Raw genomic sequence first — 24,973 nt, 5'->3', positions numbered from 1 at the left:
GTATACAACACATACAAAGTAGCTTTAGGGCTACTTTTTGCATTGGTCCTCCCACCAAGGATTCTTAAAATAGGGAATCCTATCTAGCAATCATTAAAATTCAAAAAGCGAACAAGTTAGTATTCTGATAGTCAGAAAATCTAATCTTGATCGCTTTTTATTCTATATATGATTGAGACAGGCTCTTTTTCAGCCGAGATTTGCCAATAATTATAAATTTATAATCTCTTCTTCTGGAATTCCGTAGTCTTCTAGCATCTGCAGCATCTTCTCGAAGCCCAGTTGAAAATGTTCCAAGACATGACCGTCGGAGCCGAGTGAATAGCGGTGGCAACCTAGTTCTTTGACCAATTGAAGAGCATAACGGTACAGTTCTTCGTGGTGATAGAGGTAGATGCTCTTGGCATTGAGTTCAAAGGCTAAATCATGCGCTATCATTTTCTTGAAAATGCGGATGAGCTGGGGCTCAAAAGTCTCTAGTTCTTGAACAGTCACATCAAAGAGGCGGAAACCGTAGTCAAAATGCGCCAAGACGTCAGCTGGAACCCGTCCAACGGCATATTCCAAGCGGTCCAAATAATCGGTCATGACCGCCATCTTGTCCATATCTGCCACTTCTTCGTCTAGATAATCGTTAACTCCGTTGTGATGGACGGATAATAATTTGAGGTCGAAGTCTTTGTCTGCTAAGTAGGCTAGAATATCGGTTTCCCGCGGTTGGAAATAGCCGATTTCAATGCCTTTCTTGATGCGCTTACCATAGTCTTCATTAAGCACAGCAATTTCTTGGGAATAGGCCTCATAATCAGGAATGTCATCCTGCTTGCTGTAGGGATTGGACAAATCAAAATGCTCCGTCGTCACGATTTCGCCGCTATAATGCTCAAGATAATCTTGAAATCGCGCTTTAGAATCATAGGAGTAGTGAGTATGCAAGTGGTTGTCTCTCATGGTAATTCTCCTTTCTTTCTATTGTAACAAAATCGCTTTTGAGCGACAAGTTCGGAAATCAAGGGAAATGGAATAAAAAAATCTGATAATTCTTGCAATTTATCAAAAATTTGGTAAAATAGTACAAAATAAAAAGCGATGAGAGAAACAATCTCAGACCATTTTTCAGAGAGTATCTAGTTGCTGAAAGGATACATCGGTTTGGGCACACATTCTTGAGTGCAATTGCCAACGGTGTTGAACCTAGTAGTGATTGACGTCTGTCTACGTTACGGACTGAAGTCTTTGACTTCCTGAGGGATATACGGCGACGTATGTCTGAATGAAGGTGGAACCACGTGTAAGCGTCCTGAAACAAGGATCTTGCGCGTGTTTTTTTATCGTTTGAGAGGTAATGACATGGAAATAAAAGGGCTTAGAAAGATTATGCCTTATGTGGCTGGAGCGCAACCACAGGTGGCCAATATGATTAAACTCAATACCAACGAGAATGCCTATGGACCAAGTCCAGCGGTAGTTGCGGCTTTGGCTGATTTTGATGCGACAAACCTACGTCGCTATTCGAGTCTGGATCAGGCGGAACTTCGTCAGGCCTTGGCGGAGCAACATGGTTTGGAGGCAGACCAATTTGTCATTGGCAATGGTTCGGATGACGTCTTGTCTATGGCTTTTCTGTCCTTCTTTCAAACGGAGCAACCGATTTTGTTTCCAGATTTGACCTACGGCTTTTACAAGGTCTGGGCTGATTTGTATCAGGTGCCTTTTAAAGAGATACCGCTGGCGGAGGATTTTAGCTGGCGAGTGGCAGATTATCAGAGAGAATGTGGGGGAGTGATTTTGACCAATCCCAACGCTCCGACGGGATGCTTCCAGTCTCTGGGCGATATTGAGGAGGTTCTGAAGGCTAATCCGCAGGTCGTTGTCATCGTTGATGAGGCATATGTCAATTTCGGCGGGCAGACAGCTGTTCCGCTTTTGGATAAATACCCCAATCTCTTCATTACACGGACCTTCTCCAAGGATGCATCACTAGCGGGTTTGCGTGTCGGATACGGCATAGGTTCCAAAGAGCTGATAGGCGTTATTCAAGCGGTGCGCAATGCCATCAATCCTTACAATGTGGATGCCATTTCGGAAGCTTTGGCTTTGGCCGCGGTCAAGGATTGGGCCTATTACGAAGAAACCTGCCGGAAGATTATGGCAACGCGCGATTGGTTTGCGGAAGAATTGACCAGACTTGGCTTTGATGTTTTGCCGTCAGCAACCAATTTCCTCCTAGTGCGACCATCTCGTGTTAGTGCGGGAGAACTGTTCAAGCACTTGGAAGAGGAGCAGATTTATGTCCGGTATTTTCCAAACCAAGAACGCATAAAAGATAGACTACGCATCTCCATCGGCACACAAGAGGAGATGGAGCAGGTCTTAGCAAGGATAAAGGAAGGGTGCCTATGAACAATCGAACATTGCCACAAGGACTGCACGACAAGCTTTTCAAACGCGCCCGTGCTACTTATGAAATTGAGCGGACGGTCAGCGATCTCCTGATAGAGTGCGGTTTTCACCGGATTGAAACGCCGACCTTAGAGCATTTTGAAGTCTTTTCAGATACGATTGATACCAATAATTACCAACTCTTTGACAAGAGAGGCCATCTTCTGAGCTTGCGGCCGGATATTACCAGTCAAGTAGCGCGTGTCATTTCATCAACTCGGGTGCAGACGCCTATTAAATTTTCTTATTCGGGCAAGGTCTTTCGCAGTCAAGAAGCCATGCGGGGCTTGGAAAATGAGCGTACTCAAGCTGGTATTGAAATCATTGGCTATCCTGTACAAGAGGCCTATGCTGAAGCCATTTCTAGTGCCAAACAAGCCTTGGAACGTTCGGGTTTGAAAGACTACACATTTGAGTTTTCGCATGCAGCCATCCTCAAGACGATTTTTCAGCAATTGGAGTTGACATCGGAGGTGGCGGATGATTTGTCTCTCCATATTCGGGATAAAAATATTACCAAGCTCCACGAATTTACCAAGCAGCATCCGAGTGAATTTGATGGTTTCATCAGTCGTTTGCCTTACTTGTTTGGAGAGGCAGAGGCGGTCTTGGCAGCAGCCCGGCAGGTGTCGCAGAACGCGCAATTATTGCAGGCTTTTGACCAATTAGAAGCATTTATCGCCATGGCAGAAACTGATTTGGGACCTGTCACAGTGGATTTGGCGCAACTTCCGACGGTCCCTTACTATACAGGCATGATGTTTAAGGTTTTTGACCAGCAATTGCCGGACGCCTTTTTATCAGGTGGGCGGTATGACAAGCTCTTTGAGCGGTTTGGAGCCAAGGAGCTGACGGCTATCGGTTGGGCCTTGGAAATTGATGCCATTTACCAAGCCATTCGACAGGATTTAGACTATCAAGGAGGGAAGTAAATGGGTGAGCAGATTACCATTGCCTTGACCAAGGGGCGGATTGAGAAGGAAACCTTGGCTCTTCTGGAAAAGTCAGGCTTTGATATGTCTTTCATGGCAGATAAGGGGCGGAATTTGATTTTTGAAAGTCCTGATGGGCAATTTCGCTTTTTGCTGGTTAAGGCACCGGATGTGACAACCTACGTTCGCCACGGGGTGGCAGATATGGGGGTTGTCGGCAAGGATGTCTTGATTGAGCATCCTGCAGGATTTTTAGAAATGCTGGATTTGAACTTTGGCTTGTGTAAATTCTCAGTTGCCTCTGTTCCGACTTACAATCCTAGCGACCACAAGCGGAAACGGATTGCGACCAAGTATCCAAGAGTTGCTATGGAACATTTTAAGCAAAAGGGCGAGGATGTTGAGATTATCTCCATTCAAGGTAGTGTGGAAATTGCTCCTGTTTTGGGGCTGGCCGATGCCATTGTCGATATTGTGGAGACAGGAAATACCTTGGTAGCCAATGGTTTAGTGGTCTTTGAAGATATTTGTCGGATTTCCTCGCGTTTGATTGTCAATAAAGCCAGCATCAAGAATAAGCCTCAAGTGCTGACCTTTATCAAGAAATTAGAAGACATTGTCGGAAATGAGGAGGTACCTTTTAGATGAAACGCTTAAGTGGAACAAGTCAAGACATTGCGGCCTTGCTCTATCAAGAACAAGTGGCGCTGAATGCAGAAACGGTCTCCGTAGAAGAGACCGTCAAGGAAATCATGGCACAGGTCGCTCGTGAAGGAGATGCAGCTCTGAAAGCCTACAATCTCCAGTTTGATGGCATTGGGATCGATAACTTAGAAGTCAGCCAAGCGCAAATAAATGCAGCTTTTGAGCAGATTGATCCAGACATTCTCTCAGCCTTAGAAGGTGCCAAAGCCAATATTGCTTCCTACCACCAGCAACAGGTGGAAGAGGGTTTTGAGGACCAACCGTCTGAAGGCGTCCTTCGTGGGCAACTCATTCGTCCCTTAGAACGAGTGGGCGTCTATGTTCCGGGAGGAACAGCCGCCTATCCTTCGTCGGTCTTGATGAATGTTATCCCCGCAAAAATTGCTGGTGTGGAGGAAATCATCATGATTACCCCGCCACAGGAGACTTACAATCCAGCGATTTTGGTGGCAGCAAGATTGGCTGGAGTGGATAAGATTTATCAGGTTGGCGGAGCCCACGGGATTGCGGCGCTAGCTTATGGAACGCAGACCATTCCCAAGGTGGATAAAATTACCGGGCCGGGCAATATTTATGTCGCAACGGCCAAGAAATTGGTCTATGGCTTGGTTGGAATTGATATGATTGCCGGTCCATCTGAGATTGGTGTTATCGCAGACGAGACGGCAAATCCTGTTTTTGTAGCGGCGGATTTGTTGTCACAGGCGGAGCACGATCGCTTGGCGCGTGCGATTTTGGTAACCAATTCGGAAGTCTTGGCTGAGCAAGTCGAGCTAGAAATCGAGCGGCAATTGCAGACCTTGCCGCGTGAGGAAATTGCGCGGGCATCCATTGAACAGAACGGACGCATTATCGTGACAGACACGATAGAAGCCATGTTTGACTTGATGAATTTGGTGGCACCTGAGCATTTGGAAATTGCTATGGAAGATGCCTATGATTATCTTCCCTTGGTCAAGCATACGGGGTCCATTTTCTTGGGTCATTATACCAGTGAGCCGATTGGGGATTATTATGCAGGAACCAACCATGTTCTGCCAACTTCAGGCACCAGCCGTTTTTATTCGGCACTGGGTGTCCATGATTTTATCAAACGAATACAATACACACAATATAGTAAGAAAGCCGTGCAAGAGGCTAGTCAGGCCATTACGAATTTGGCCTATTCAGAAGGATTGGCTGCCCATGCACGGGCCATTGAGGTGAGAAATGAAGGAAGTTAAGGGATTATTGGTCATGGATGTGGACAGCACCTTGATCATGGAAGAAGGCATTGACCTGCTGGGCGAAGAAGCTGGTCTCGGTCAGCGAGTTGCGGACATTACCGAGCGCGCCATGCGGGGGGAATTGGATTTTAAAGAAGCCTTGCGTGAACGCGTTGGTTTGCTGGCGGGCTTACCCGAAACGGTTTTGGACCGCATTTTAGGGCGCATTCATTTCACACCGGGAGCAGAAGAATTGGTGGCAGAACTCCACAAGCGTGGCTATAAGGTAGCCGTCGTGTCGGGTGGTTTTCATCAGACGGTCAATGTGTTGGCGGAACGGCTCAATTTGGACTATGTTAAGGCCAATATGCTAGAAATTGTCAATGGTGTTTTGACAGGACGTGTGACCGGGGACATTGTGACCAAGGATGTTAAGGAAACCATGCTCAGAACTTGGGCGGCGGAAAATGGTCTCGACATGCAAGATACGATTGCAGTGGGCGATGGTGCCAACGATCTGCCTATGATTCAGGCAGCTGGTATCGGCATCGCCTTTTGCGCCAAACCCATTGTGCAGGAACAGGCTCCTTATCAAATCAATGAGAAAAATTTGTATCAGGTCATTGAGATTTTGGATAGAGTGAAGAAATAAGAGACAGTATTCACACGACAGGTACCGATCTGCGAATACAGCTTCTAATATAGTAAAGAAAGAAGAACATCATGAGAACAGCAAGCATTGAACGCAATACCTTTGAAACAAAAATTAAGTTGACGGTTAATTTGGATGTGCAGGATCCGGTTGAGATTGTGACGGGTGTAGGCTTTTTTGACCACATGTTGACCCTTTTTGCCCGCCACAGCCGCATGTCTCTAGTTGTCCATGTAGACGGCGATACGTGGGTGGACAGTCATCATACGGTTGAGGATGTCGGGATTGTTCTTGGACAAGCCATCAAGGAGGCTCTGGGCGACAAGGTCGGTATCAATCGTTACGGGACTTCTTTTGTGCCTATGGATGAGACGCTGGGAATGTCTAGTCTAGACTTGTCTGGACGCTCTTATTTGGTCTTCGATGCGACTTTTGACAATCCAAAATTGGGCGATTTTGATACGGAATTGGTCGAAGAATTCTTCCAAGCCTTGGCTTTCAACCTGCAGATGAATCTGCATTTGAAGATTTTACACGGGAAAAATAGTCATCATAAGGCTGAAAGTCTTTTCAAGGCAACGGGTCGAGCTCTTCGCGAAGCCATTACCATCAACCCTGACATTAAGGGTGTTAATTCAACAAAAGGACTCTTGTAATATGATACGAGTGATTGATTACGATGCGGGAAATACAGCTAATGTTCTGCGGGCTTTGGAAAAAATCGGTGTAGCTGCGGAATTGACGGCGGATCCTGAGAAAATTTTGTCGGCTACAGGTTTGATTTTACCAGGAGTCGGTGCCTTTCCGTCGGCTATGGCTGAATTAGAAAAACGCCAACTGCTACCAGCTATTCAGACAGCTGTGGCCGCTGGCAAGCCTTTTTTGGGCATTTGCTTAGGTATGCATTTGCTCTTGGACCAAGGTTTGGAACACCAGCCGACCAAGGGTTTGTGTCTCATTCCCGGTGTTTGTCGTCCTATTCCAGCTAAAGACGGATATCCTGTGCCCCACATGGGCTGGAATCAGTTGGAAGTCAAGCAGAAAAATCCACTGACAGATGGACTTGATGACCAGTCGGTTTACTTTGTTCACAGTTATTTTACCGATGTAGAACCTGAATATATCGACGCGACAGCAGATTATAGCAGGGAAATTCCGGCCATGATTTCAAAAGGAAAAGTCTTTGGGGCGCAGTTTCACCCTGAAAAATCAGGTCAGGTTGGGCTAGGCATTTTGACAAAGTTTGCGGCATTATGTCAGAAATAGTGAGGGAAGATATGCAGATTTATCCAGCGATTGATATTCGAAATGGGAAGGCAGTGCGTCTCTTTAAAGGAGACTTTAATCAGGAGACCGTTGTTAACCCAGATGTATTAGACCAAGCCAAAACATTTGCGGCTGCGGGAATTGACTTTATTCACGTGGTGGATTTGGACGGTGCTTTAGTGGGACGTGCGACTAATAGGGATTTGATTGCTAGTTTGAAAAGTAAGACCGGCCTCCGCATTCAAGTTGGGGGCGGTATTCGCACTTTGGACCAGATTGAGGACTATCTGGCTGCCGGCATTGACCGTGTCATTATTGGGTCTATGGCTGTTAAAAACCCAGATTTTGTCAAGCAAGCCTTGGAGCGTTTTGGAAGTCAGGCCATTGTCGTGGGCATCGATGCCAAAAATGGCTTTGTCGCAACAGAAGGCTGGCTAGAGACCAGTCAAGTAGACTATCTGAGCTTGGCCAAGGAGATGGAAAAAATTGGTGTGCGCCTCTTTGTTTACACTGATGTGGACCGCGACGGTACCCTGACAGGTCCTAATTTTGACCATTATAGAAAATTGAAGGCGACCTTGACAGAGGCAGATGTCATTGCTTCTGGTGGTATCCATTCCATGAGCGACTTAGTGGAGCTGGCGCAAATCGGTGTTTCTGGAACCATTGTCGGCAAGGCTTATTACAGCGGCAAGGTCAGCTTGGACGAATTGCAGCAATTTGGAGGTTGAACATGTTAGCAAAACGCATTATTCCCTGTCTGGACGTCAAGAACGGTCGGGTAGTCAAGGGGGTCAATTTTGTCAACTTGACGGATGTGGGAGACCCTGTGGACACAGCAAAAGCCTACTACGAGGCAGGCTGTGATGAATTGGTTTTTCTTGATATTACGGCGACGCATGAAGAACGCGAAACGACTGTGGACATGGTGCGGCGCGTGGCAGACCAAGTCTTTATTCCTTTTACCGTTGGCGGTGGCATTCGTTCCGTCGATGATATGAACAAGATGCTCAAGGCAGGGGCTGACAAGGTATCGGTCAATTCATCGGCGGTGGCCAATCCATCCTTGATCAAAGAATGTGCTGAAAAATTCGGCAGCCAATGCGTTGTGGTTGCTATTGATGCGCGCAAGGAGGTAGATGGAACTTGGCATGTCTACGTGGCTGGCGGTCGCAAGGATACCGGTCTAGATTTATTAGATTGGGCTAAGAAGGTCGTCGAGCTCGGAGCTGGCGAAATCCTTTTGACCAGCATGGACAAAGACGGGACTAAGTCTGGCTTTGATGTGGACATGCTCAATGCTGTGGCGAGCGTGGTGACGGTTCCCATCATTGCATCGGGTGGCGCTGGTAATACGAACCATATCCTTGAGGTATTTGAACAGACACCGGCGACTGGAGCACTGGCAGCATCCATCTTTCATTATGGCCAAGTCAGCATTGCTGAAACCAAATCAGCTATGCGCCAGAATGGAATTGAGGTACGATGAAATGATTAGTATTGATTTTGCCAAGCAAGATGGATTGGTGCCTGTGATTGTCACTGACCATGAGACAGGTCTGGTCTTGATGCTGGCTTATATGAATGAAGAATCCTATCAAAGGACCTTGGAAACCAAGCAGATGCATTACTGGAGCCGGTCGCGTCAGGAATTGTGGCACAAGGGTGCAACCAGTGGGCATTTTCAGACGGTTAAATCTATCAAAACAGATTGTGACCGCGACACCCTGCTCATTTCCGTCGAGCAAGTAGGGGCTGCCTGTCATACGGGCGCCTATAGTTGCTTTTTTGAAAACATACTCTAAGAAAGGAACAGGATATGCTAGAAACCTTGTATTATGAGGCCCTGAACCGTAAGCGTAATCCAAAAGAAGGGTCCTATACTAACTACTTGTACGGCAAAGGCTTGGATAAAATTCTCAAGAAAGTTGGGGAAGAGGCAACAGAAGTCGTGATTGCAGCTAAAAATGCCGACAAGAAAGAAATTGCTAATGAAACAGCTGATTTGCTCTATCATCTGGCTGTTCTCTTGGTAGAAACGGGCGTGAGTTTAGAAAAAATCGAAGATATTCTACAGGCCCGCCAAGGAAAAGTCAGTAAAACCAGCGACCGCAGAGAAATTAGTGACTACTAAAAAAGCTCATCACGAGCTTTTTAGTTTGTGAAAAAATCCGAAAAAAATATCTACCCCAACAAATCTCCCAGTTCTTCCACCGTTTGGACAATGTGGCTGGCACCAGCAGTTGTCAATTCCTCTCGGTCACCATAGCCATACAGGACACCGATACTGTCGAGCTGGTGTTGCTTGGCACCGATGACATCATGTTTACGGTCACCAATCATGACAGCTTTGCCATTGATTTTTTCCAGTTGGTCCAGCGCATAGGCAATAATCTGCCCCTTCTTGATGCGCGTGTCATCCAAACTTGCGCCTGCAATTACTGTAAAATAGCGGTCCAATTCAAAATGGGTCAATATTTGTTTGGCAAAGATTTCTGGTTTTGAAGTGGCGATGTGGAGTGTTTTCCCTTGCTCTTGCAATTTGCCCAACAATTCCGGAATACCGGGATAGGGATGGTTTTCAAACATTCCCTTGCTGGTAAAATATTCCCGAAAATAATCGACTGCCTGCTGGGTTTCTGCCGCATTCAGTCCATAAAACTGGGCAAACGATTCGTAGAGAGGTGGCCCGATAAAGCGAGACAAGTGACTGGAATTGTCATCAGCAATGCCCATTTTTTCCAAGGCATAGGCAGCCGAATGGATAATGCCGGGACCAGAATCGGTCAATGTTCCGTCTAAGTCGAAGAGAAGCGTTTGGTACATAGGAACCTCCATTTTTATTGGTCCGTAAGACAAGTGTTACCCCTGTATATAGTCAGCCAATTCCTGATCCTTCAGACCTGCATTTAAGGCAATCAAGAGCTTGATTCTGGCTTTTTGAGCATTCAGCTCCTTGACAAAGAGGATACCTTCTTGCTCTAGTTGGATGCCGCCTCCCTGGTAGGCGTAGACAGGCTCGGCAATACCGTTAAAGCAACGAGAAACCAGCACAATCGGAATTCCTGCTGCCAGCAAGCGGTGAATCGCTAGCAAGATAGATGGAGGCAGATTTCCAGCTCCCAGGGCCTCAATCACAAGCCCGGAAAGTTTACCAGGGTCTAGAGAATCAAGGAGAATGGTCTCCATATCTGCATAAGCTTTGATGATAGGAATGGTTCCTGCAATCTCTGACAAATCAAAGCGAACACGTGGCTCAGCAGTTTTGAAAAAGAGAATTTCCCGCTTGGTTACAAGCCCCAGAGGACCGTGGGTCGGAGTCTGGAAAGTAGAAACATTTGTCGTATGGGTCTTGGTCACATATTTTGCGGCATGGATTTCATCGTTCATGACCAGCAAAACCCCCTTATCTGCCGCCTTTTCATCTGCGGCGACACGCAGGGCTGTAAGATAATTATAGACACCATCACTACCCAAATCATTGGAGGAGCGCATGGCCCCTGTGATAACAATCGGCTTTTGAGGAATGGCCATGGTATCTAAGAAATAGGCTGTCTCTTCCAAGGTATCGGTGCCATGAGTGATGACAAAGCCGTCAAATTCATCTGCCTGGCGCTTGATTTCTTGGTAGAGCTCCATCATGTGTTCCAATCGAATATGGGGGCTTGGCAGGTTCAAAAAATCAATAGACACTACCTGAATAGTGTCTAAGGGAGTAGAAAGACTGGCCATAGGATTGTGGGAACTAGAAGAGACGCTCCCCTGATTGTCGGTCCGCATAGAAATGGTTCCTCCAGTGTGGAGGGCTAGAATTTTTTTCATAAGTTTTCAGTTTCTTTCAAATCTGTGATATACTAATTGTAACATAATTCCAGGGAAGTAGGTGAGCTAGATGGCGGTAAAGGCAGTGTTTTTTGATATTGACGGAACCCTTCTGACCGATAATCGAACAGTCAGCAAATCCACCATCCAGGCCATCAATGCCCTCAAGAAAAATGGCATTCTCGTGGGCTTGGCAACAGGCAGAGACCCCAACTTTGTCCTGAAATACATGGCCGGCCTATCGCTGGATCTGGCCATCACCTACAATGGCCAATATATTTTTTCAAGAGACCAGGTCCACTTTGCCCAAGCCTTGGATAGGGGAACATTGGAGACCTTTCTTGATTTGGTGGAGAGCAATCATTGGGACTATTCACTTGGGTTGGGGACAGGAGTTGTAGGCAGTGGTATTATGAACGTAGGCACTGGTCACCTGGTCTACAGATTGACACGCATGATACCGAGCGCCTGGGCTGGTGGCATCAACTTCCTGATTAACCGCCTGGTTCGCAAGTTCCGTCCTAAGGATACAGATAAGATTCGTTCCTATCTGGATCAACCGGTTTATCAAGTCTTATTGTTGGCTACTGAGTCAGTGACCCAGCGCCTGGCCCTTCAATTCCCAACTCTTGGTTTTACCAGGTCCAGTGTCTATGCGGCAGATGTCATCAGCAAGGGCAATTCCAAACTGCAAGGCATCCAAAAATTGGGAGAAATCTATGGCTTTAATACGGAAGAAGTGATGGTTTTTGGGGATTCAAACAATGATTTGGAAATGTTAGCCGGTGTTCAGTATGCCATTGCCATGGGAAATGCTACCCAACAGGCCAAAGGGACGGCGACCTATGTGACAGATACCAATAATAAGGATGGTATTTATAAGGCCTTGGTGCACTTTGGTCTCGTGGAGGAGAAGAATGTTGACTAGTAAGGATGCCAATGTTAATGCTGTTCGTGACTTTCACAAGGCTATGGATGGCACACTTCAGGAAATTCCCCAGGCATTTGATGGGAATACGGCCTTTTACAGGGCTAGTTTCAAGTTGGAGGAGCTGGTCGAATTTTTACAGGCAGCCTCATCGGACCAGGCAGATTTTGACCGTAAGGTCCAGGGCCTGCACCAGCAACTCGACAAGGCAATGGCAAAAGTTACCAGTAAAGGCAGTCCAGGTCTCTCCTTGGTTGGTCAGGTCGATGCCCTGATGGACTTGCTCTATTTTACTTACGGTTCCTTTGTTTTGGTAGGAGTTGACCCCAAACCCATTTTCGATATTGTCCACCAGGCTAATATGGGTAAGTATTTTCCGGATGGTAAGGCCCATTACGACCCTGTTTCCCACAAAATATTGAAGCCAGAGGGCTGGGAGGAGCGTTTTGCACCAGAAGGGAAAATTCAAGACGAATTAGACAGACAAAAAGGCAGAAAATCCTAATGCGATTCTCTGCCTTTCAATTTATCTAGATGTTTATAGACTTTTTTCTGGATTGCGCACAATCAAGATGTCAATGTCTGTGTGGCGCATGATGTATTCAGAAGAAGAGCCGATGAGCAGGCGCTCGAAGGTGTTGAGACCAGTCGCTCCCAGTAGCATCAAATCGGCACCAGCCTCATGTGGAATGTCTGTGGAGAGCAAGGTCTTGGGATTGCCAAACTCAACGATAGTGGCAATGTCTGTCAAGCCTGCATCGGTAGCCCACTTTTTATAATTTCCTAAAAGAGTTTCAGCTTCTTTTTCAAGAGATTCGTAGATGGATGCGTCAAAAGCCACGACATTATGTAGGGCTCTGGTGTCGATGACATGGGCAATGGTCAATTTTGCCTGATTGCGCTTAGCAACTTGAATGGCTTTTTGCAAAGCAATTTCGGCATTTGTTGAACCATCAACAGCAACTAAAATAGATTGATAGGTTTGTGACATGATCCTTACCTCCTTTTAGACAATTTTTATAAGGGAATATTCTACATTTATATTATAAGGTGTTTTACAAAAAATGTAAAGTATTTATTGATAGATGGAGAAAAATAATATAAGCAACCGTAAATGATAGTCAGATTGCAGTGTCCAGAGACAGATAGAGTGTTCATGTCATTCTAGTAGTATCATTTCCCTACATTTCCTGCTATTTATAACATTTAGTGATATATTTGCTATGAAAATGATTGCTAAAATGACCAAATTCCATTATGATAGTAGTATTCATAGACTCAAGAAAGTTGAGGAGGTATAGTCATGAGACAATTTGAAAAGTCAACAAAGCTCGAACATGTTGCATACGATATCCGTGGTCCAGTATTGGAGGAAGCTATGCGCATGCGGGCAAATGGTGAGAAGATTCTCCGCTTGAACACAGGAAATCCAGCTGAATTTGGTTTTACGGCGCCAGATGAGGTTATTCACGACTTGATTCACAATGCCCGTAAATCAGAAGGCTATTCCGACAGTAAGGGGATTTTTTCTGCCCGTAAGGCCATCATGCAGTATTGCCAGGTCAAGAAGTTTCCAAATGTTGACATCGATGACATTTACATCGGAAATGGAGTTAGTGAACTGATTACCATGTCTATGCAGGGCTTGCTAGACAATGGAGACCAGGTCCTGGTGCCAATGCCCGACTATCCACTTTGGACAGCGGCAGTTAGCCTGGCAGGTGGCGATGCGGTCCATTATCTCTGTGACGAGGGGGCAGATTGGTATCCAGATTTGGACGATATTCGTTCAAAAATCACCAGCCGCACCAAGGCGATTGTCCTGATTAACCCCAATAACCCAACAGGTGCCCTTTATCCAAAAGAATTATTGTTGGAGATTGTAGAGATTGCCCGCCAGCATGAGCTCATCATTTTCTCGGATGAAATATATGACCGCATGGTTTTTGACGGCGCAGTCCATATCCCAATCGCTTCATTGGCACCAGATGTCTTTGTCGTGACTATGAATGGTCTGTCCAAATCCCATCGTATCTGTGGCTTCCGTGTGGGCTGGATGGTCCTATCAGGTCCTAAAAAGCATGTGAAAGGCTATATCGAGGGTCTCAATATGTTGTCCAACATGCGGCTCTGTTCCAATGTCCTGGCCCAGCAAGTTGTCCAAACTTCGCTTGGAGGTTACCAATCAGTCGATGAATTGTTGGTACCTGGTGGCCGACTTTATGAGCAGAGAGAATTCATCACCAAGGCTATCCAAGATATTCCAGGGCTTTCAGCTGTCAAGCCTAAGGCAGGCCTCTATATCTTCCCAAAAATTGACCGTGAAATGTACCAGATTGATGATGACGAGCAGTTTGTATTGGACTTCCTCAAGCAAGAAAAGGTTCTCTTGGTCCATGGTCGTGGATTTAACTGGAAGGACCCAGACCACTTCCGTATTGTCTACCTTCCACGTGTAGACGAACTAGCAGAAATCCAAGAAAAAATGACCCGCTTCTTGGCCCAATATCGTAGATAAAAAATAAGCTCAAACCGTTTAGGTGAGAGCTTATTTTTATGGGATGATGTGAGAGGGATTAGGTAGAATCCTTGCGGCGACTAAAATAAATTTGATTCATACACTACCTGTTTCATTTGTATATCCAGTATGGAACTGAAAAAACTTATTTACCCTCAAAAAATGCTGTGTAAAGTGCCTGTAGGGCCTGCTCTTTTTGTTCTGTTTTGACAACAAACATGACAGAAACTTCGCTGGCACCTTGTGAAATCATGGCCAGGTTGACATTCTGGTTAGATAGGGCAGTCGTTGCTGCGGCTGTTACACCGACGTGGCTCTTCATGTTCTCACCAACAATCATGATGGTGGATAGGCCACGCTCAATTTCAGCCTTATCAACCTCCAGCTGCGTTTTGAGCTGGCGAAGGATTTCAGCTTCCTTGATAGGGGTCAATTCGCGGCCACGGAGTACGATGGACAGGTCGTCGATACCAGTCGGCATGTGCTCGAAACGAATATTCAAGTCTTCTAAAATTTGCAGGACCTTGCGACCAAAACCAACCTCACGGTTCATCAGGTACTTGGAAATGTTGATACTTGCGAAATCATCATCTGCTGCAATTCCGACAACAGGCAGGGTCTGGTCAGTATGCTCCAGGACGATTTGGGTGCCTGGGTGGCTAGGGTTATTTGTATTTTTGATAACCAAAGGAATGCGTCCACGGTAGGCAGGTAGGAGGGCTTCGTCATGAAGGACAGAGAAACCTGCATAGGCCAATTCACGCATCTCACGGTAAGTTAATTCCTTGATAGAATGTGGATTTTTGATGATACCAGGATGGGCAGCAAAAATGCCGTCAACATCGGTAAAGTTCTCGTAGAGGTCAGCTTTGACACCGGCCGCTACGATAGAGCCTGTAATGTCCGAACCACCACGGGAGAAGGTACAGATTTGATTGTCTATGGTCACACCGAAAAAGCCAGGGATAATCAAGACCTCATCCGCATCGCGCAATTCTTCAATCTTATCATAGCTAGACGGTAGGATACGGGCATTTCCAGGTTCTGAGCTGACAATGATACCAGCTTTCTTAGGGTGGACATAGCGGGCAGGCAGTCCTTTTTGGGTAAAATATTCTGCAATCAGCTTGGCATTGTTGTCCTCGCCGGCCGCTAGGAATGCGTCGTAAAGAAATTCATTATTTTCAATCGGCAGGGTCGCCAGGGCCTTGATGCTGTCAGCAATCTTCGTCATGCTTTTAGCTGTAAAACCAAGCTCGTCAACCATAGCCTTGTAACGATTGATAATCCATTCTTGGCTGGCTGTCACATCCTTGCCACTTGTATATTCCTTGTAGTATTTAATCAGAGCGTCTGTCACTTTCGTATCTTCGGCATTGCGTTTACCTGGTGCTGATACGACAACAAAACGGCGCTCAGGGTCCGATTGAACGATGCTAAATACTTTTTCTAATTGGCTGGCAGACGCGAGCGAGCTACCTCCAAATTTGGTTACTTTCATAAGAATCTCCTCAGATATTTTTTACTATTATAGCAGAAGATGGGGGCTTTGTCAGTATTTTCTGGGAAATTTTCAGAATTTATTGAAAATTAAATTCATGAAACTTTCTGGGAATTGTGGTAAACTGGTGGAAAGAGGAGAAAGCATGGCAAAAGCAATTATTTTTGATATGGATGGAGTCCTGTTTGATACAGAGACCTTTTATTTCCAGAGACGCATCGATTTTTTATCGACCAAGGGACTGTCGGTCGATCACCTGGACCCAAGTATTTTTGTGGGTGGCAGGGCCAGTCAAATGTGGCGTCGGATTTTGGCGAATGACTTTGACAAGTGGGATGTGCCTGCCTTGGAAAAGGAGTACCGTATCTATAAGGAAAACCGGCCGACACCCTATGGTCAGCGGCTTTTTCCTGATGTCAAACAAGTCTTGCAGGCTTTGACAGACAAGAGCTTACCTCTGGTATTGGCCTCCAATACGGACAGGGAAGAAATCGAACGTGCCTTGGAAGAAGCTGGAATTAGACCTTATTTTAAACAGGTCTTTTCAGCCATGGAATGCGGAGCGCCCAAGCCAGCTCCGGATGTCTACAATCTCGCAGCCCAGGCGACTGGGGTGGACAAATCAGAGATTGTGGTCTTTGAAGACAGCGCAAAAGGCATCGCGGCAGCAAAAGCAGCAGGCTTGACTGTCTGGGCCATCCGAGACCAGCATTATGGCATTGACCAGAGTCAAGCAGATCGCTTGGTGGACAATTTGAGCCAAGGATTGAGAGAATTGGACAAGATGTAAGAGGGTTGGCGAGAGCCAGCCTTTTTCCGATGTCACACTTCTTTTCTGGTAAGGACGTGACAAAATGATTTTCTGTGCTAGAATGGATAACAAGAAAGATGTGGTTTGCTTTTCAAACTATTTCATCTTCAAATGAAGTGGAGCAGGCGATGACCTATCAAACAATTACCTATGATGTTCGGGACGGAATAGCCCTTCTGACCCTCAATCGTCCAGATGTGGCCAATGGCTTTAACATTCCCATGTGTGAGGAAATTTTGGCAGCGATTGACGCAGTTGATCGAGATGCTACTGTGAAAATCCTGCAAATTCAGGCCCAGGGCTCTGTTTTCTCGGTCGGTGGCGACTTGGTCGAGATGAAGCGGGCAGTGGATGAGGATGATATTCCTTCTCTTGTAAAAATAGCAGAGCTGGTCAATGACATCTCATTCGCTATCAAGAAATTGCCCAAGATTGTCATTATGGTGACCGATGGAGCTGTCGCTGGTGCAGCGGCCAACATGTCAGTAGCAGCAGATTTCGTGATTGCCTCTACTAAAACAAAATTTATCCAGGCCTTTGTCGGAGTGGGTCTGGCACCTGATGCCGGTGGGCTCTTTCTCCTCAGTCGGGCAATTGGTGCCAATCGGGCTAGCCAATTAGCCATGACAGGCCAAGGCTTGTCTGCTGATAAGGCCCTGGACTACGGCATCGTTTACAAATTGTCCGAACCTGAAAAGCTGGAAAAAACAGTCGCTCAGGTCATCAAAAAACTGTTACGAGGCTCTGTTAACTCTTACGCCGCCATCAAGCAGCTGGTCTGGGAAAGCCAGTTCAAGGACTGGGAAACCTATCGCAAGTTAGAATTGCAGTTGCAGGAGGAATTGGCCTTCAAGGAAGATTTCAAGGAAGGTGTCCGAGCCCATGCCGAACGCCGAAGACCAGTATTTACCGGTCAATGAGCTAAAATTTATTACCGAATACGTCTATTTGTTTTCTTTTAGTACTAGGTAACGAGCCAAAGGCGTAACTGAAGTTAGGCGAGGTGAGCTCAAATAATATTGATTGTTTGAGGTTCGAAATTCAGAAACGAAGTTTCCTCGGTCGTCGAAGCAATAAAAGAAAAACAAAATGACAAAAAATATTTGACAATCAAAGTTTTTTGCTCTATACTTTGACTATCAAAGTTAAGGAGGCCTGTTTTGGAAGATCAAAAAGTAAATGATTACCTAACAGCTATATTTAATAATGTACTGGTGATTGAAGAAACAAGTCTACGGGGGAGCCGATTTAAGGATATTTCTATCAAGGAGATGCACACCATTGATGTGATTGGAAGTAAACCGGATGCGACACCCACAGATGTCTCCCGCGCTTTGATGGTGACCTTGGGAACTGTCACAACCAGTCTGAATAATCTGGAGCGAAAGGGCTACGTGGAGCGTGTGCGTTCGACCAGAGACAGGCGGATCATTCATCTCTACTTAACCAAAAAGGGACGCTTGGTCTATCGGCTGCATCAGCGTTTCCACAATGAAATGGTCAAGCAGATTACGGATGGCATGGATGAGACGGAATACCAGGTCATGAAGAAAGGGCTCATGAAACTCTATCACTTTTTGGAGGATTTGAAATGAGAACCCATGCTAAAATAAGTCAGGTGGCACACTATCTTCCAGAAAAGATTGTGACCAATGACGATTTGGCTCAGATAATGGATACCACTGACGACTGGGTCCACAGTCGGACAGGAATTGGTCAACGACATGTTGTCACAGACCAGACGACAAGTGATTTGGCCACTGCCGTGGCGGAGGACTTGCTGGAGAAGGCGCAGATTGGTGCGGAGGAGATTGATTTTATCATCCTGGCCACCATGACACCCGATTCGGTGATGCCATCCACAGCAGCTTTGGTTCAAGCTAAAATCGGAGCGACCAAGGCTTTTGCCTACGACTTGGTGGCGGCCTGTTCGGGCTTTGTCTATGCCTTGTCGACAGCAGAAAAGTTGATTGCATCGGGCCGTTATCAGAAAGGGATGGTCATCGGTGCGGAGACCTTGTCGCGCGTGGTCGATTGGACGGACCGCTCGACAGCAGTGCTCTTTGGAGACGGTGCCGGCGGCGTCTTACTTGAAGCTTGCGTTCAGCCTAGCTTTCTGGGGGAAATTCTCCGGACTGATGGCAGTCGTGGAGCGAGTTTGACTGCAGGTATTGACCAGAAATGCACCCCATTTTCTGATGCTACTTGTTCCCAACCCTACATCCAGATGGAGGGGCGCGCGATTTTTGAATTTGCGACTCGGGATGTGACGGGAACCATAGCAGAGCTGCTCAGTCAGCAAGGTCTGCTAGCAGACCGGATTGATTTCTACCTGCTTCACCAAGCCAATAGCCGAATCTTGGATAAGATGGCTAGAAAGCTGGGTGTGGCATCGGAAAAGTTCCCAGCCAATATGGACAAATATGGCAATACCAGTGCAGCCAGCATTCCTATTCTCCTATCGGAGTGTGTGGAGGCAGGTACTCTGCGGTTGGACGGTAGCCAGACAGTCTTGATGGCCGGATTTGGCGGAGGTCTCACTTGGGGAGCCCTTCTACTTAAAATTTAGTTAATCCCTTGCCTTTGGCAAGATTAAAAAAATATTTATTTAAATAAAGGAGACACATATCATGGCAGTATTTGAAAAAGTACAAGAAATTATCGTTGAGGAATTGGGTAAGGACGCTGAGGAAGTAACCCTTACAACAACTTTTGAAGATTTGGACGCAGATTCATTGGATCTTTTCCAAGTTATCTCTGAAATCGAAGATGCGTTTGACATCCAAATCGACACAGAAGAAGGTTTGACTACAGTAGCTGATTTGGTTGCTTACGTTGAAGAAAAAACAAAATAAATGTTATTAGAAAGATGCGATAAGCATTTTTCTTAGAGTCAATACTTTGATAATCAAAACATTGAACTGTCAAAGTAATTTATGTGAGGGAGAAGTCCCTCTCTTGTTTAGGTGATTGTTTGAAGGTCAAAGGATGACCTAAGCAATGTAGGAAGAGGAAATGATGAAAACTAAAATTACAGAATTACTCAATATTCAATATCCGATTTTCCAAGGTGGTATGGCTTGGGTAGCGGACGGTGATTTGGCTGGCGCAGTGTCAAATGCTGGTGGTCTGGGCATCATCGGCGGAGGAAATGCTCCCAAGGAAGTTGTCAAGGCAAACATTGATAGAGTCAAGTCCATCACAGACAAGCCTTTCGGTGTCAATATCATGCTCCTATCGCCTTTTGCAGATGACATTGTTGACCTAGTTATCGAAGAAGGTGTCAAAGTGGTGACGACAGGTGCGGGGAACCCTGGTAAATACATGGAGCGTCTGCATGCGGCTGGTATCACGATTATCCCCGTTGTCCCTAGCGTGGCTCTGGCCAAGCGGATGGAAAAATTGGGTGTGGATGCCGTTATCGCAGAGGGAATGGAAGCAGGTGGTCACATCGGTAAATTGACTACCATGACCCTGGTTCGTCAGGTTGTTGATGCCGTATCTATTCCTGTGATCGCAGCAGGAGGTATCGCAGACGGTGCAGGTGCTGCCGCGGCATTTATGTTGGGAGCAGAGGCGATTCAGGTAGGAACGCGTTTTGTTGTAGCCAGGGAGTCAAATGCCCACCCAGCCTACAAGGAAAAGGTTCTCAAGGCCAAGGATATTGACACAACCGTATCGGCATCCGTTGTAGGACACTCGGTGCGTGCGATTAAGAACAAGCTTTCGACAGCCTATGCGGCTGCGGAAAAAGACTTCTTAGCTGGGAAAATTTCTGCAGAATCCATTGAGAAATTGGGTGCAGGCGCCCTTCGCAATGCCGTTGTAGATGGTGATGTGGTCAATGGTTCGGTCATGGCAGGTCAGATTGCTGGCTTGGTGACCAAGGAAGAAACCTGTGAAGAAATTTTGAAAGATTTATATTTCGGAGCTGCTAAGGTAATTCGTGAAGAGGCGAATCGCTGGGCCTCTGTTGGAGAATAAGATGACAAAAACAGCCTTTCTATTTGCAGGTCAAGGGGCTCAGACACTCGGTATGGCCCGTGACCTCTATGATACCTATCCCATTGTCAAGGAAACTTACGACCAGGCTAGTCAGATTCTGGGATATGATGTGCGGGACTTGATTGACCACCAAGAAGACAAGCTCAACCAGACCCGCTATACCCAGCCTGCGATTTTGACAACTTCCCTTGCCATTTATCGTTTGTTGGCTGAAAAAGGAATTGAGCCAGACATGGTGGCTGGTTTGTCCTTGGGAGAATACGCTGCCTTGGTTGCCTCAGGTGCTCTGGCCTTTGAAGATGCGATTGCCTTGATTGCCAAACGAGGTGAGTTTATGGAAACGGCTGCACCAGCAGGGACTGGTAAGATGGTCGCTGTCCTCAATGCAGATGCCAGCTTAATCGAAGAGGTCTGTTCGTCAGTTACCTCTGGGATTGTTTCCCCAGCCAACTACAACACACCAGCCCAAATCGTTATCGGTGGTGAGGTGATAGCTGTTGATGAGGCGGTGGAAGCCTTGAAGGCGGCGGGTGTCAAACGCATGATTCCCCTCAATGTGTCGGGGCCTTTCCATACGGCTCTCTTGCGTCCAGCTTCGGAGCAATTGGCTCAGGCTCTGAAAGAGGTGGAGTTCGCAGACTTCCAAGTAGAATTAGTTGGCAATACGGAAGCCAAGGTCATGAAACAAGAGGACATCAAGTCTCTCTTGCCCCGTCAGGTCATGGAGCCTGTTCGCTTTTACGAGTCCATTGCAACCATGCAGGCGGCTGGTGTGACCAAGTTTATCGAAATTGGTCCAGGCAAGGTCTTGGCAGGCTTTATCAAGAAAATTGATAAGACAGCCGAGGTGGTGACAGTAGAAGATGTGGCTAGTCTAGCCGACTTGTCGACTAGTCAATAAGGAGAAATCATGGAACTTACCAATAAAAATGTTTTTGTAACGGGTTCAAGTCGTGGAATTGGCTTGGCCATTGCCCATAAGTTTGCTAGCCTTGGTGCCAATGTGGTGTTGAATGGTCGTGGTCAGCTGGGGCAGGACTTGCTAGACAGCTTTTCAAGCTACGGTGTCAAAGTGGTGGCGATTTCAGGCGATATTTCCAGCTCGGCAGATGCTAAACGGATGGTGGCTGAGGCAGTTGAGGCTCTTGGTAGCGTCGATATCTTAGTCAACAATGCAGGGATTACCAAAGACGGTATGGCCTTGCGAATGACGGAAGAGGATTTCGAGAGCGTTTTGAGTATCAATCTAACAGGTACCTTTAACATGACCCAGGCTGTTTTGAAACCAATGACCAAGGCACGTGAAGGGGCTATTATCAACCTTTCCAGTGTGGTCGGTTTGACAGGAAATGCTGGTCAGGCCAACTATGCCGCTTCTAAGGCAGGTGTTATCGGTTTTACAAAATCCATTGCCCGTGAAGTCGCTGGTCGCAATGTCCGTGTCAATGCTATCGCACCAGGCTTTATCCAGTCAGATATGACAGATGTTCTGTCTGATAAAATCAAGGATGCCATGTTGGGACAAATTCCTATGAAACGCTTTGGATTGACAGAAGAAGTAGCGGATGTAGCAGTGTTTTTGGCTAAGCAAGAATATCTAACTGGACAAGTGATTGCGGTTGACGGCGGCTTGACCATGCAGTAATCCAGTCTTCCAGTTTATCTTTTATTACTTCGTTAATTCGCTTTGCCGTACTCCAGTACTGTCTGCAGCTCGTTGCCTAGTACTAAAAGCAAACTGAAAGACTGCAATGACGCACTTTGAATTCAATATTGTTTTGTGTGTTGTTTTAAGAGAGGTTTGAAAATGACAAAATTAAATCGTGTAGTAGTTACAGGCTACGGTCTGACATCTCCAATTGGAAATACGCCAGAAGAATTCTGGGATAGCTTGGTCAATGGCAAGATTGGTATCGGAAAGATTACCAAGTTTGACACTAGTGAATACACTGTCCATAATGCAGCGGAAATCAAGGATTTTCCTTTTGACAAATACTTTGTTAAAAAAGATACCAACCGTTATGACAACTACTCCCTCTATGCTCTCTATGCAGCTCGTGAGGCAGTAACTAATGCTGGTCTGGATACAGAAGCGGTTGATAGTGATCGTTTTGGTGTTATCTTGTCAACTGGTATCGGTGGGATTTTGGAAATTGAAGAACAAGTTGCTCGCATGAACGAAAAAGGACCAAAACGGATTCGTCCGATGGCACTTCCGAAGGCTTTGCCCAACATGGCGGCTGGAAATATTGCCATGCAGGTCGGTGCCAATGGTGTCTGCAAGTGTGTCATCACAGCCTGTGCTTCGTCAAATGATGCCTTGGGTGAAGCCTTCCGTGAAATCAAGTTTGGCTTCCAAGATGTCATGCTGGCAGGTGGCTCAGAAGCAGCTATTACGCCATTTGCAATTGGTGGTTTCCAGGCTTTGACAGCTATGTCGACGACTGAGGAACCAGAACGAGCTTCCATTCCATTTGATAAGGACCGCAATGGTTTTGTCATGGGAGAGGGTGCTGCGGTCTTGGTCTTGGAAAGTTTGGAACACGCAGAAGCACGTGGGGCAACGATTTTGGCAGAGATTGTTGGTTACGGAAATACCTGCGATGCCCACCACATGACTTCTCCACACCCAGAAGGTTTGGGTGCGATTAAAGCTATGAAGTTGGCGATTTCTGAAGCAGGTTTGGAGCCAGCTGATATTGACTACATCAATGCCCATGGAACTTCGACACCGGCTAATGAAAAAGGGGAAAGTCAAGCTATCGTATCCGTCTTCGGCAAGAACACGCCAGTTTCTTCCACCAAGTCCTTCACGGGTCACTTGTTGGGGGCGGCGGGTGCCGTTGAAGCAGCAGCTGTTATTGAGGCGATGCGTCATTCTCATGCACCTAAGACAGCTGGTACGACAGAATTGTCTGACTACATTGAGGTGGATGTCATCTACGGTCAAGGTCGTGACATGGAAATCCGTCATGCCATTTCAAATACATTTGGCTTTGGAGGTCACAACTCGGTGATTGCCTTCAAGCGTTGGGAGGCTTAAGTGAATATTACAGAAATAAAGGACTTGATGAGTCAGTTTGACCAGTCAAGTTTGCGAGAATTTTCATATAGCAATGCTGGGGAGACCTTGTATTTTAGTAAAAACCAGCAGGCGATAGCATCTCCGAGTCCAATCGTAGAAGCTCCGCTTGCTCCAGTAACTCCAGCACCTGTGCCAGCTGTTGAAACCAGTGAGCCAGCTCCAGTAGAAGCCAGCTCAGCCCCTGCGGCAGAAGGTGCGGTAGTGGAAAGTCCACTTGTTGGTGTGGCCTATTTGTCACCAGCTCCAGACAAACCAGCCTTTGTAGCAGTTGGCGATACGGTTAAAAAAGGGCAAACCCTCATGATTATCGAAGCCATGAAGGTCATGAACGAAGTGCCAGCAGACCGTGACGGTGTGGTCACAGAAATTTTGGTGGCCAACCAAGATGTTGTAGAATTTGGACAAGGATTGGTACGCATCAAATGATTGATATTTTGAAAATTAAAGAGGCTCTTCCTCATCGCTATCCTATGCTCTTGGTCGATCGTGTCCTTGAAGTATCAGAAGATGAGATTGTCGCCCTTAAAAATGTGACCATAAACGAGCCCTTCTTCAACGGGCATTTCCCAGACTATCCTGTTATGCCAGGTGTTCTCATCATGGAGGCTTTGGCTCAAACCGCAGGTGTCTTGGAGTTATCCAAAGAAGAAAACAGGGGCAAGCTGGTTTTTTATGCTGGCATGGATAAGGTCAAATTTAAGAAGCAAGTTGTACCTGGTGACCAGTTGATCATGACCGCTACATTTGTCAAACGCCGTGGAACCATTGCGGTTGTTGAGGCAAAGGCAGAGGTGGACGACAAACTGGCTGCGTCGGGGGTGTTGACTTTTGCTATTGGAAAATAATACTCTTCGAAAATCAAACTCAGCCGTTGTTAACTTGATTTGATGAGTGTCAAGCTCCAGTGGAGCTTGACAGCCTGCTACCATAAGATAAGAAAGTAGCAGGAGTATATCTGCTCTTGGAGAAACGAACTTCGTTCGCTCTATCTCCAACCTCCAAAGGTTTCCCAAACCTTTGGAGCAAGCACTAAAAGTAAAATGAAGAACTGCTATTGATAACCGTTATTTAATATTCTCACCTTGAGATTGTTATAACAAT

Annotated in this window: 28 protein-coding genes and 1 pseudogene; 24 read left to right on the top strand and 5 right to left on the bottom strand. The window is 46.3% G+C overall.

The features are described 5' to 3' along the window. Positions 1-210 precede the first annotated feature (210 nt). Positions 211-951 carry a PHP domain-containing protein gene (locus tag AB1F57_RS11615; protein WP_105137664.1) on the bottom strand — a complete coding sequence of 247 codons (741 nt, stop codon included), beginning with the start codon at positions 949-951 and terminating at the stop codon, positions 211-213. Positions 952-1,350: 399 nt separating this feature from the next. Between AB1F57_RS11615 and hisC the strand changes: the two genes are divergently transcribed. The 11 genes from hisC (at position 1,351) to hisE (ending at position 9,336) form a co-directional block, all read left to right on the top strand. After that, positions 1,351-2,403, top strand: coding sequence for a histidinol-phosphate transaminase (hisC, locus tag AB1F57_RS11610; protein ID WP_170238717.1), 1,053 nt, complete (start codon positions 1,351-1,353; stop codon positions 2,401-2,403). Then, on the top strand, positions 2,400-3,374 hold the full coding sequence (locus tag AB1F57_RS11605) for an ATP phosphoribosyltransferase regulatory subunit (RefSeq protein ID WP_174852606.1): 975 nt from the start codon (positions 2,400-2,402) through the stop codon (positions 3,372-3,374). The genes hisC and AB1F57_RS11605 overlap by 4 nt, the downstream gene beginning before the upstream one ends. Further along, entirely contained in the window at positions 3,375-4,022 is a 648-nt protein-coding gene (gene hisG, locus AB1F57_RS11600; protein ID WP_174852605.1) for an ATP phosphoribosyltransferase, read from the top strand. Further along, positions 4,019-5,302 carry a histidinol dehydrogenase gene (hisD, locus tag AB1F57_RS11595; RefSeq protein WP_174852604.1) on the top strand — a complete coding sequence of 428 codons (1,284 nt, stop codon included), beginning with the start codon at positions 4,019-4,021 and terminating at the stop codon, positions 5,300-5,302. Before hisG ends, hisD begins: the two co-directional genes overlap by 4 nt. After that, a complete protein-coding gene (gene serB, locus AB1F57_RS11590; protein WP_174852603.1) occupies positions 5,289-5,936 on the top strand; it encodes a phosphoserine phosphatase SerB in 648 nt (215 codons plus the stop codon). The genes hisD and serB overlap by 14 nt, the downstream gene beginning before the upstream one ends. A 71-nt stretch (positions 5,937-6,007) precedes the next feature. Then, positions 6,008-6,592, top strand: coding sequence for an imidazoleglycerol-phosphate dehydratase HisB (gene hisB / locus AB1F57_RS11585; RefSeq protein WP_125266140.1), 585 nt, complete (start codon positions 6,008-6,010; stop codon positions 6,590-6,592). 1 nt (position 6,593) lies between these two features. Then, complete coding sequence (gene hisH, locus AB1F57_RS11580; RefSeq protein WP_174852602.1) at positions 6,594-7,202, top strand: imidazole glycerol phosphate synthase subunit HisH; 609 nt, start codon at positions 6,594-6,596, stop codon at positions 7,200-7,202. Positions 7,203-7,213: 11 nt separating this feature from the next. After that, positions 7,214-7,933 (top strand): 1-(5-phosphoribosyl)-5-[(5-phosphoribosylamino)methylideneamino]imidazole-4-carboxamide isomerase, encoded by a 720-nt coding sequence (hisA, locus tag AB1F57_RS11575; protein WP_174852601.1) that lies wholly within the window; start codon positions 7,214-7,216, stop codon positions 7,931-7,933. Between the two features lie 2 nt (positions 7,934-7,935). Beyond that, positions 7,936-8,691, top strand: coding sequence for an imidazole glycerol phosphate synthase subunit HisF (gene hisF, locus AB1F57_RS11570; protein ID WP_167785203.1), 756 nt, complete (start codon positions 7,936-7,938; stop codon positions 8,689-8,691). A 1-nt stretch (position 8,692) separates the two neighbouring features. Further along, positions 8,693-9,007: a phosphoribosyl-AMP cyclohydrolase gene (hisI, locus tag AB1F57_RS11565; RefSeq protein WP_167785204.1), complete on the top strand. Its 315-nt coding sequence runs from the start codon at positions 8,693-8,695 to the stop codon at positions 9,005-9,007. 14 nt (positions 9,008-9,021) lie between these two features. After that, a complete protein-coding gene (hisE, locus tag AB1F57_RS11560) occupies positions 9,022-9,336 on the top strand; it encodes a phosphoribosyl-ATP diphosphatase (protein ID WP_174852600.1) in 315 nt (104 codons plus the stop codon). A 50-nt stretch (positions 9,337-9,386) separates the two neighbouring features. On the opposite strand, the gene AB1F57_RS11555 is transcribed toward hisE, so the two are convergent. Then, the gene (locus AB1F57_RS11555) at positions 9,387-10,028 is read right to left on the bottom strand and encodes an HAD family hydrolase (RefSeq protein WP_174852599.1); all 642 of its coding nucleotides are present in this window, start codon (positions 10,026-10,028) and stop codon (positions 9,387-9,389) included. A gap of 36 nt (positions 10,029-10,064) precedes the next feature. Beyond that, positions 10,065-11,024, bottom strand: a complete 960-nt coding sequence (locus tag AB1F57_RS11550; protein ID WP_105137652.1) for an asparaginase — start codon at positions 11,022-11,024, stop codon at positions 10,065-10,067. Between the two features lie 70 nt (positions 11,025-11,094). Between AB1F57_RS11550 and AB1F57_RS11545 the strand changes: the two are divergent. After that, positions 11,095-12,457, top strand: a pseudogene (locus AB1F57_RS11545) (HAD-IIB family hydrolase). 33 nt (positions 12,458-12,490) lie between these two features. Here AB1F57_RS11545 and AB1F57_RS11540 read toward each other — a convergent pair. Further along, positions 12,491-12,943 carry a universal stress protein gene (locus AB1F57_RS11540; RefSeq protein WP_170238711.1) on the bottom strand — a complete coding sequence of 151 codons (453 nt, stop codon included), beginning with the start codon at positions 12,941-12,943 and terminating at the stop codon, positions 12,491-12,493. A gap of 312 nt (positions 12,944-13,255) precedes the next feature. Here AB1F57_RS11540 and AB1F57_RS11535 point away from each other — a divergent pair, with 312 nt between their 5' ends. Then, entirely contained in the window at positions 13,256-14,470 is a 1,215-nt protein-coding gene (locus AB1F57_RS11535) for a pyridoxal phosphate-dependent aminotransferase (protein ID WP_105137648.1), read from the top strand. Between the two features lie 145 nt (positions 14,471-14,615). Here the strand turns inward: AB1F57_RS11535 and AB1F57_RS11530 are convergent, their stop codons facing one another. After that, entirely contained in the window at positions 14,616-15,971 is a 1,356-nt protein-coding gene (locus AB1F57_RS11530; protein ID WP_174852596.1) for an aspartate kinase, read from the bottom strand. A gap of 145 nt (positions 15,972-16,116) precedes the next feature. Here AB1F57_RS11530 and AB1F57_RS11525 point away from each other — a divergent pair, with 145 nt between their 5' ends. The 11 genes from AB1F57_RS11525 to fabZ all read left to right on the top strand — a co-directional run bounded on the left by AB1F57_RS11525 (position 16,117) and on the right by fabZ (position 24,717). Then, positions 16,117-16,761: an HAD family phosphatase gene (locus tag AB1F57_RS11525; protein ID WP_174852595.1), complete on the top strand. Its 645-nt coding sequence runs from the start codon at positions 16,117-16,119 to the stop codon at positions 16,759-16,761. A 149-nt stretch (positions 16,762-16,910) separates the two neighbouring features. Next, entirely contained in the window at positions 16,911-17,702 is a 792-nt protein-coding gene (locus tag AB1F57_RS11520; protein ID WP_105111599.1) for an enoyl-CoA hydratase, read from the top strand. A gap of 240 nt (positions 17,703-17,942) precedes the next feature. Continuing rightward, the gene (locus tag AB1F57_RS11515) at positions 17,943-18,377 is read left to right on the top strand and encodes a MarR family winged helix-turn-helix transcriptional regulator (RefSeq protein ID WP_105137645.1); all 435 of its coding nucleotides are present in this window, start codon (positions 17,943-17,945) and stop codon (positions 18,375-18,377) included. Then, positions 18,374-19,351: a beta-ketoacyl-ACP synthase III gene (locus AB1F57_RS11510; RefSeq protein ID WP_167785951.1), complete on the top strand. Its 978-nt coding sequence runs from the start codon at positions 18,374-18,376 to the stop codon at positions 19,349-19,351. Before AB1F57_RS11515 ends, AB1F57_RS11510 begins: the two co-directional genes overlap by 4 nt. Positions 19,352-19,412: 61 nt before the next feature. After that, positions 19,413-19,637: an acyl carrier protein gene (locus tag AB1F57_RS11505; RefSeq protein WP_105111570.1), complete on the top strand. Its 225-nt coding sequence runs from the start codon at positions 19,413-19,415 to the stop codon at positions 19,635-19,637. A 163-nt stretch (positions 19,638-19,800) separates the two neighbouring features. Beyond that, the gene (fabK, locus tag AB1F57_RS11500; RefSeq protein ID WP_167785956.1) at positions 19,801-20,766 is read left to right on the top strand and encodes an enoyl-[acyl-carrier-protein] reductase FabK; all 966 of its coding nucleotides are present in this window, start codon (positions 19,801-19,803) and stop codon (positions 20,764-20,766) included. Between the two features lies 1 nt (position 20,767). Further along, positions 20,768-21,688, top strand: coding sequence for an ACP S-malonyltransferase (fabD, locus tag AB1F57_RS11495; RefSeq protein ID WP_367985769.1), 921 nt, complete (start codon positions 20,768-20,770; stop codon positions 21,686-21,688). A 9-nt stretch (positions 21,689-21,697) separates the two neighbouring features. Continuing rightward, positions 21,698-22,432, top strand: a complete 735-nt coding sequence (gene fabG, locus AB1F57_RS11490) for a 3-oxoacyl-[acyl-carrier-protein] reductase (protein ID WP_170238706.1) — start codon at positions 21,698-21,700, stop codon at positions 22,430-22,432. Between the two features lie 162 nt (positions 22,433-22,594). Continuing rightward, positions 22,595-23,830, top strand: coding sequence for a beta-ketoacyl-ACP synthase II (gene fabF, locus AB1F57_RS11485; protein WP_367985768.1), 1,236 nt, complete (start codon positions 22,595-22,597; stop codon positions 23,828-23,830). Beyond that, positions 23,831-24,298 (top strand): acetyl-CoA carboxylase biotin carboxyl carrier protein, encoded by a 468-nt coding sequence (gene accB, locus AB1F57_RS11480; protein ID WP_167785947.1) that lies wholly within the window; start codon positions 23,831-23,833, stop codon positions 24,296-24,298. After that, the gene (gene fabZ / locus AB1F57_RS11475) at positions 24,295-24,717 is read left to right on the top strand and encodes a 3-hydroxyacyl-ACP dehydratase FabZ (RefSeq protein ID WP_367985767.1); all 423 of its coding nucleotides are present in this window, start codon (positions 24,295-24,297) and stop codon (positions 24,715-24,717) included. The genes accB and fabZ overlap by 4 nt, the downstream gene beginning before the upstream one ends. Positions 24,718-24,973 lie beyond the last annotated feature (256 nt).

This window comes from Streptococcus nasisuis (genome assembly GCF_040836615.1).
Taxonomy (GTDB): Bacteria; Bacillota; Bacilli; order Lactobacillales; family Streptococcaceae; genus Streptococcus; species Streptococcus suis_V.
This window is presented reverse-complemented; position numbering and strand designations above follow the sequence as displayed.

Bases quoted from the DNA above. Each gene is read 5' to 3' on its own strand.
- fabD (WP_367985769.1), top strand. From the start codon at position 20,768: ATGACAAAAACAGCCTTTCTATTTGCAGGTCAAGGGGCTCAGACACTC.
- serB (WP_174852603.1), top strand. From the start codon at position 5,289: ATGAAGGAAGTTAAGGGATTATTGGTCATGGATGTGGACAGCACCTTG.
- hisD (WP_174852604.1), top strand. From the start codon at position 4,019: ATGAAACGCTTAAGTGGAACAAGTCAAGACATTGCGGCCTTGCTCTAT.
- AB1F57_RS11540 (WP_170238711.1), bottom strand. From the start codon at position 12,943: ATGTCACAAACCTATCAATCTATTTTAGTTGCTGTTGATGGTTCAACA.
- fabG (WP_170238706.1), top strand. From the start codon at position 21,698: ATGGAACTTACCAATAAAAATGTTTTTGTAACGGGTTCAAGTCGTGGA.
- hisH (WP_174852602.1), top strand. From the start codon at position 6,594: ATGATACGAGTGATTGATTACGATGCGGGAAATACAGCTAATGTTCTG.
- fabZ (WP_367985767.1), top strand. From the start codon at position 24,295: ATGATTGATATTTTGAAAATTAAAGAGGCTCTTCCTCATCGCTATCCT.
- hisF (WP_167785203.1), top strand. From the start codon at position 7,936: ATGTTAGCAAAACGCATTATTCCCTGTCTGGACGTCAAGAACGGTCGG.
- hisC (WP_170238717.1), top strand. From the start codon at position 1,351: ATGGAAATAAAAGGGCTTAGAAAGATTATGCCTTATGTGGCTGGAGCG.
- hisE (WP_174852600.1), top strand. From the start codon at position 9,022: ATGCTAGAAACCTTGTATTATGAGGCCCTGAACCGTAAGCGTAATCCA.
- AB1F57_RS11510 (WP_167785951.1), top strand. From the start codon at position 18,374: ATGAGAACCCATGCTAAAATAAGTCAGGTGGCACACTATCTTCCAGAA.
- AB1F57_RS11535 (WP_105137648.1), top strand. From the start codon at position 13,256: ATGAGACAATTTGAAAAGTCAACAAAGCTCGAACATGTTGCATACGAT.
- AB1F57_RS11605 (WP_174852606.1), top strand. From the start codon at position 2,400: ATGAACAATCGAACATTGCCACAAGGACTGCACGACAAGCTTTTCAAA.
- hisG (WP_174852605.1), top strand. From the start codon at position 3,375: ATGGGTGAGCAGATTACCATTGCCTTGACCAAGGGGCGGATTGAGAAG.
- AB1F57_RS11525 (WP_174852595.1), top strand. From the start codon at position 16,117: ATGGCAAAAGCAATTATTTTTGATATGGATGGAGTCCTGTTTGATACA.
- hisB (WP_125266140.1), top strand. From the start codon at position 6,008: ATGAGAACAGCAAGCATTGAACGCAATACCTTTGAAACAAAAATTAAG.
- hisA (WP_174852601.1), top strand. From the start codon at position 7,214: ATGCAGATTTATCCAGCGATTGATATTCGAAATGGGAAGGCAGTGCGT.
- AB1F57_RS11530 (WP_174852596.1), bottom strand. From the start codon at position 15,971: ATGAAAGTAACCAAATTTGGAGGTAGCTCGCTCGCGTCTGCCAGCCAA.
- AB1F57_RS11505 (WP_105111570.1), top strand. From the start codon at position 19,413: ATGGCAGTATTTGAAAAAGTACAAGAAATTATCGTTGAGGAATTGGGT.
- AB1F57_RS11550 (WP_105137652.1), bottom strand. From the start codon at position 11,024: ATGAAAAAAATTCTAGCCCTCCACACTGGAGGAACCATTTCTATGCGG.
- AB1F57_RS11555 (WP_174852599.1), bottom strand. From the start codon at position 10,028: ATGTACCAAACGCTTCTCTTCGACTTAGACGGAACATTGACCGATTCT.
- AB1F57_RS11615 (WP_105137664.1), bottom strand. From the start codon at position 951: ATGAGAGACAACCACTTGCATACTCACTACTCCTATGATTCTAAAGCG.
- fabF (WP_367985768.1), top strand. From the start codon at position 22,595: ATGACAAAATTAAATCGTGTAGTAGTTACAGGCTACGGTCTGACATCT.
- hisI (WP_167785204.1), top strand. From the start codon at position 8,693: ATGATTAGTATTGATTTTGCCAAGCAAGATGGATTGGTGCCTGTGATT.
- fabK (WP_167785956.1), top strand. From the start codon at position 19,801: ATGAAAACTAAAATTACAGAATTACTCAATATTCAATATCCGATTTTC.
- AB1F57_RS11520 (WP_105111599.1), top strand. From the start codon at position 16,911: ATGACCTATCAAACAATTACCTATGATGTTCGGGACGGAATAGCCCTT.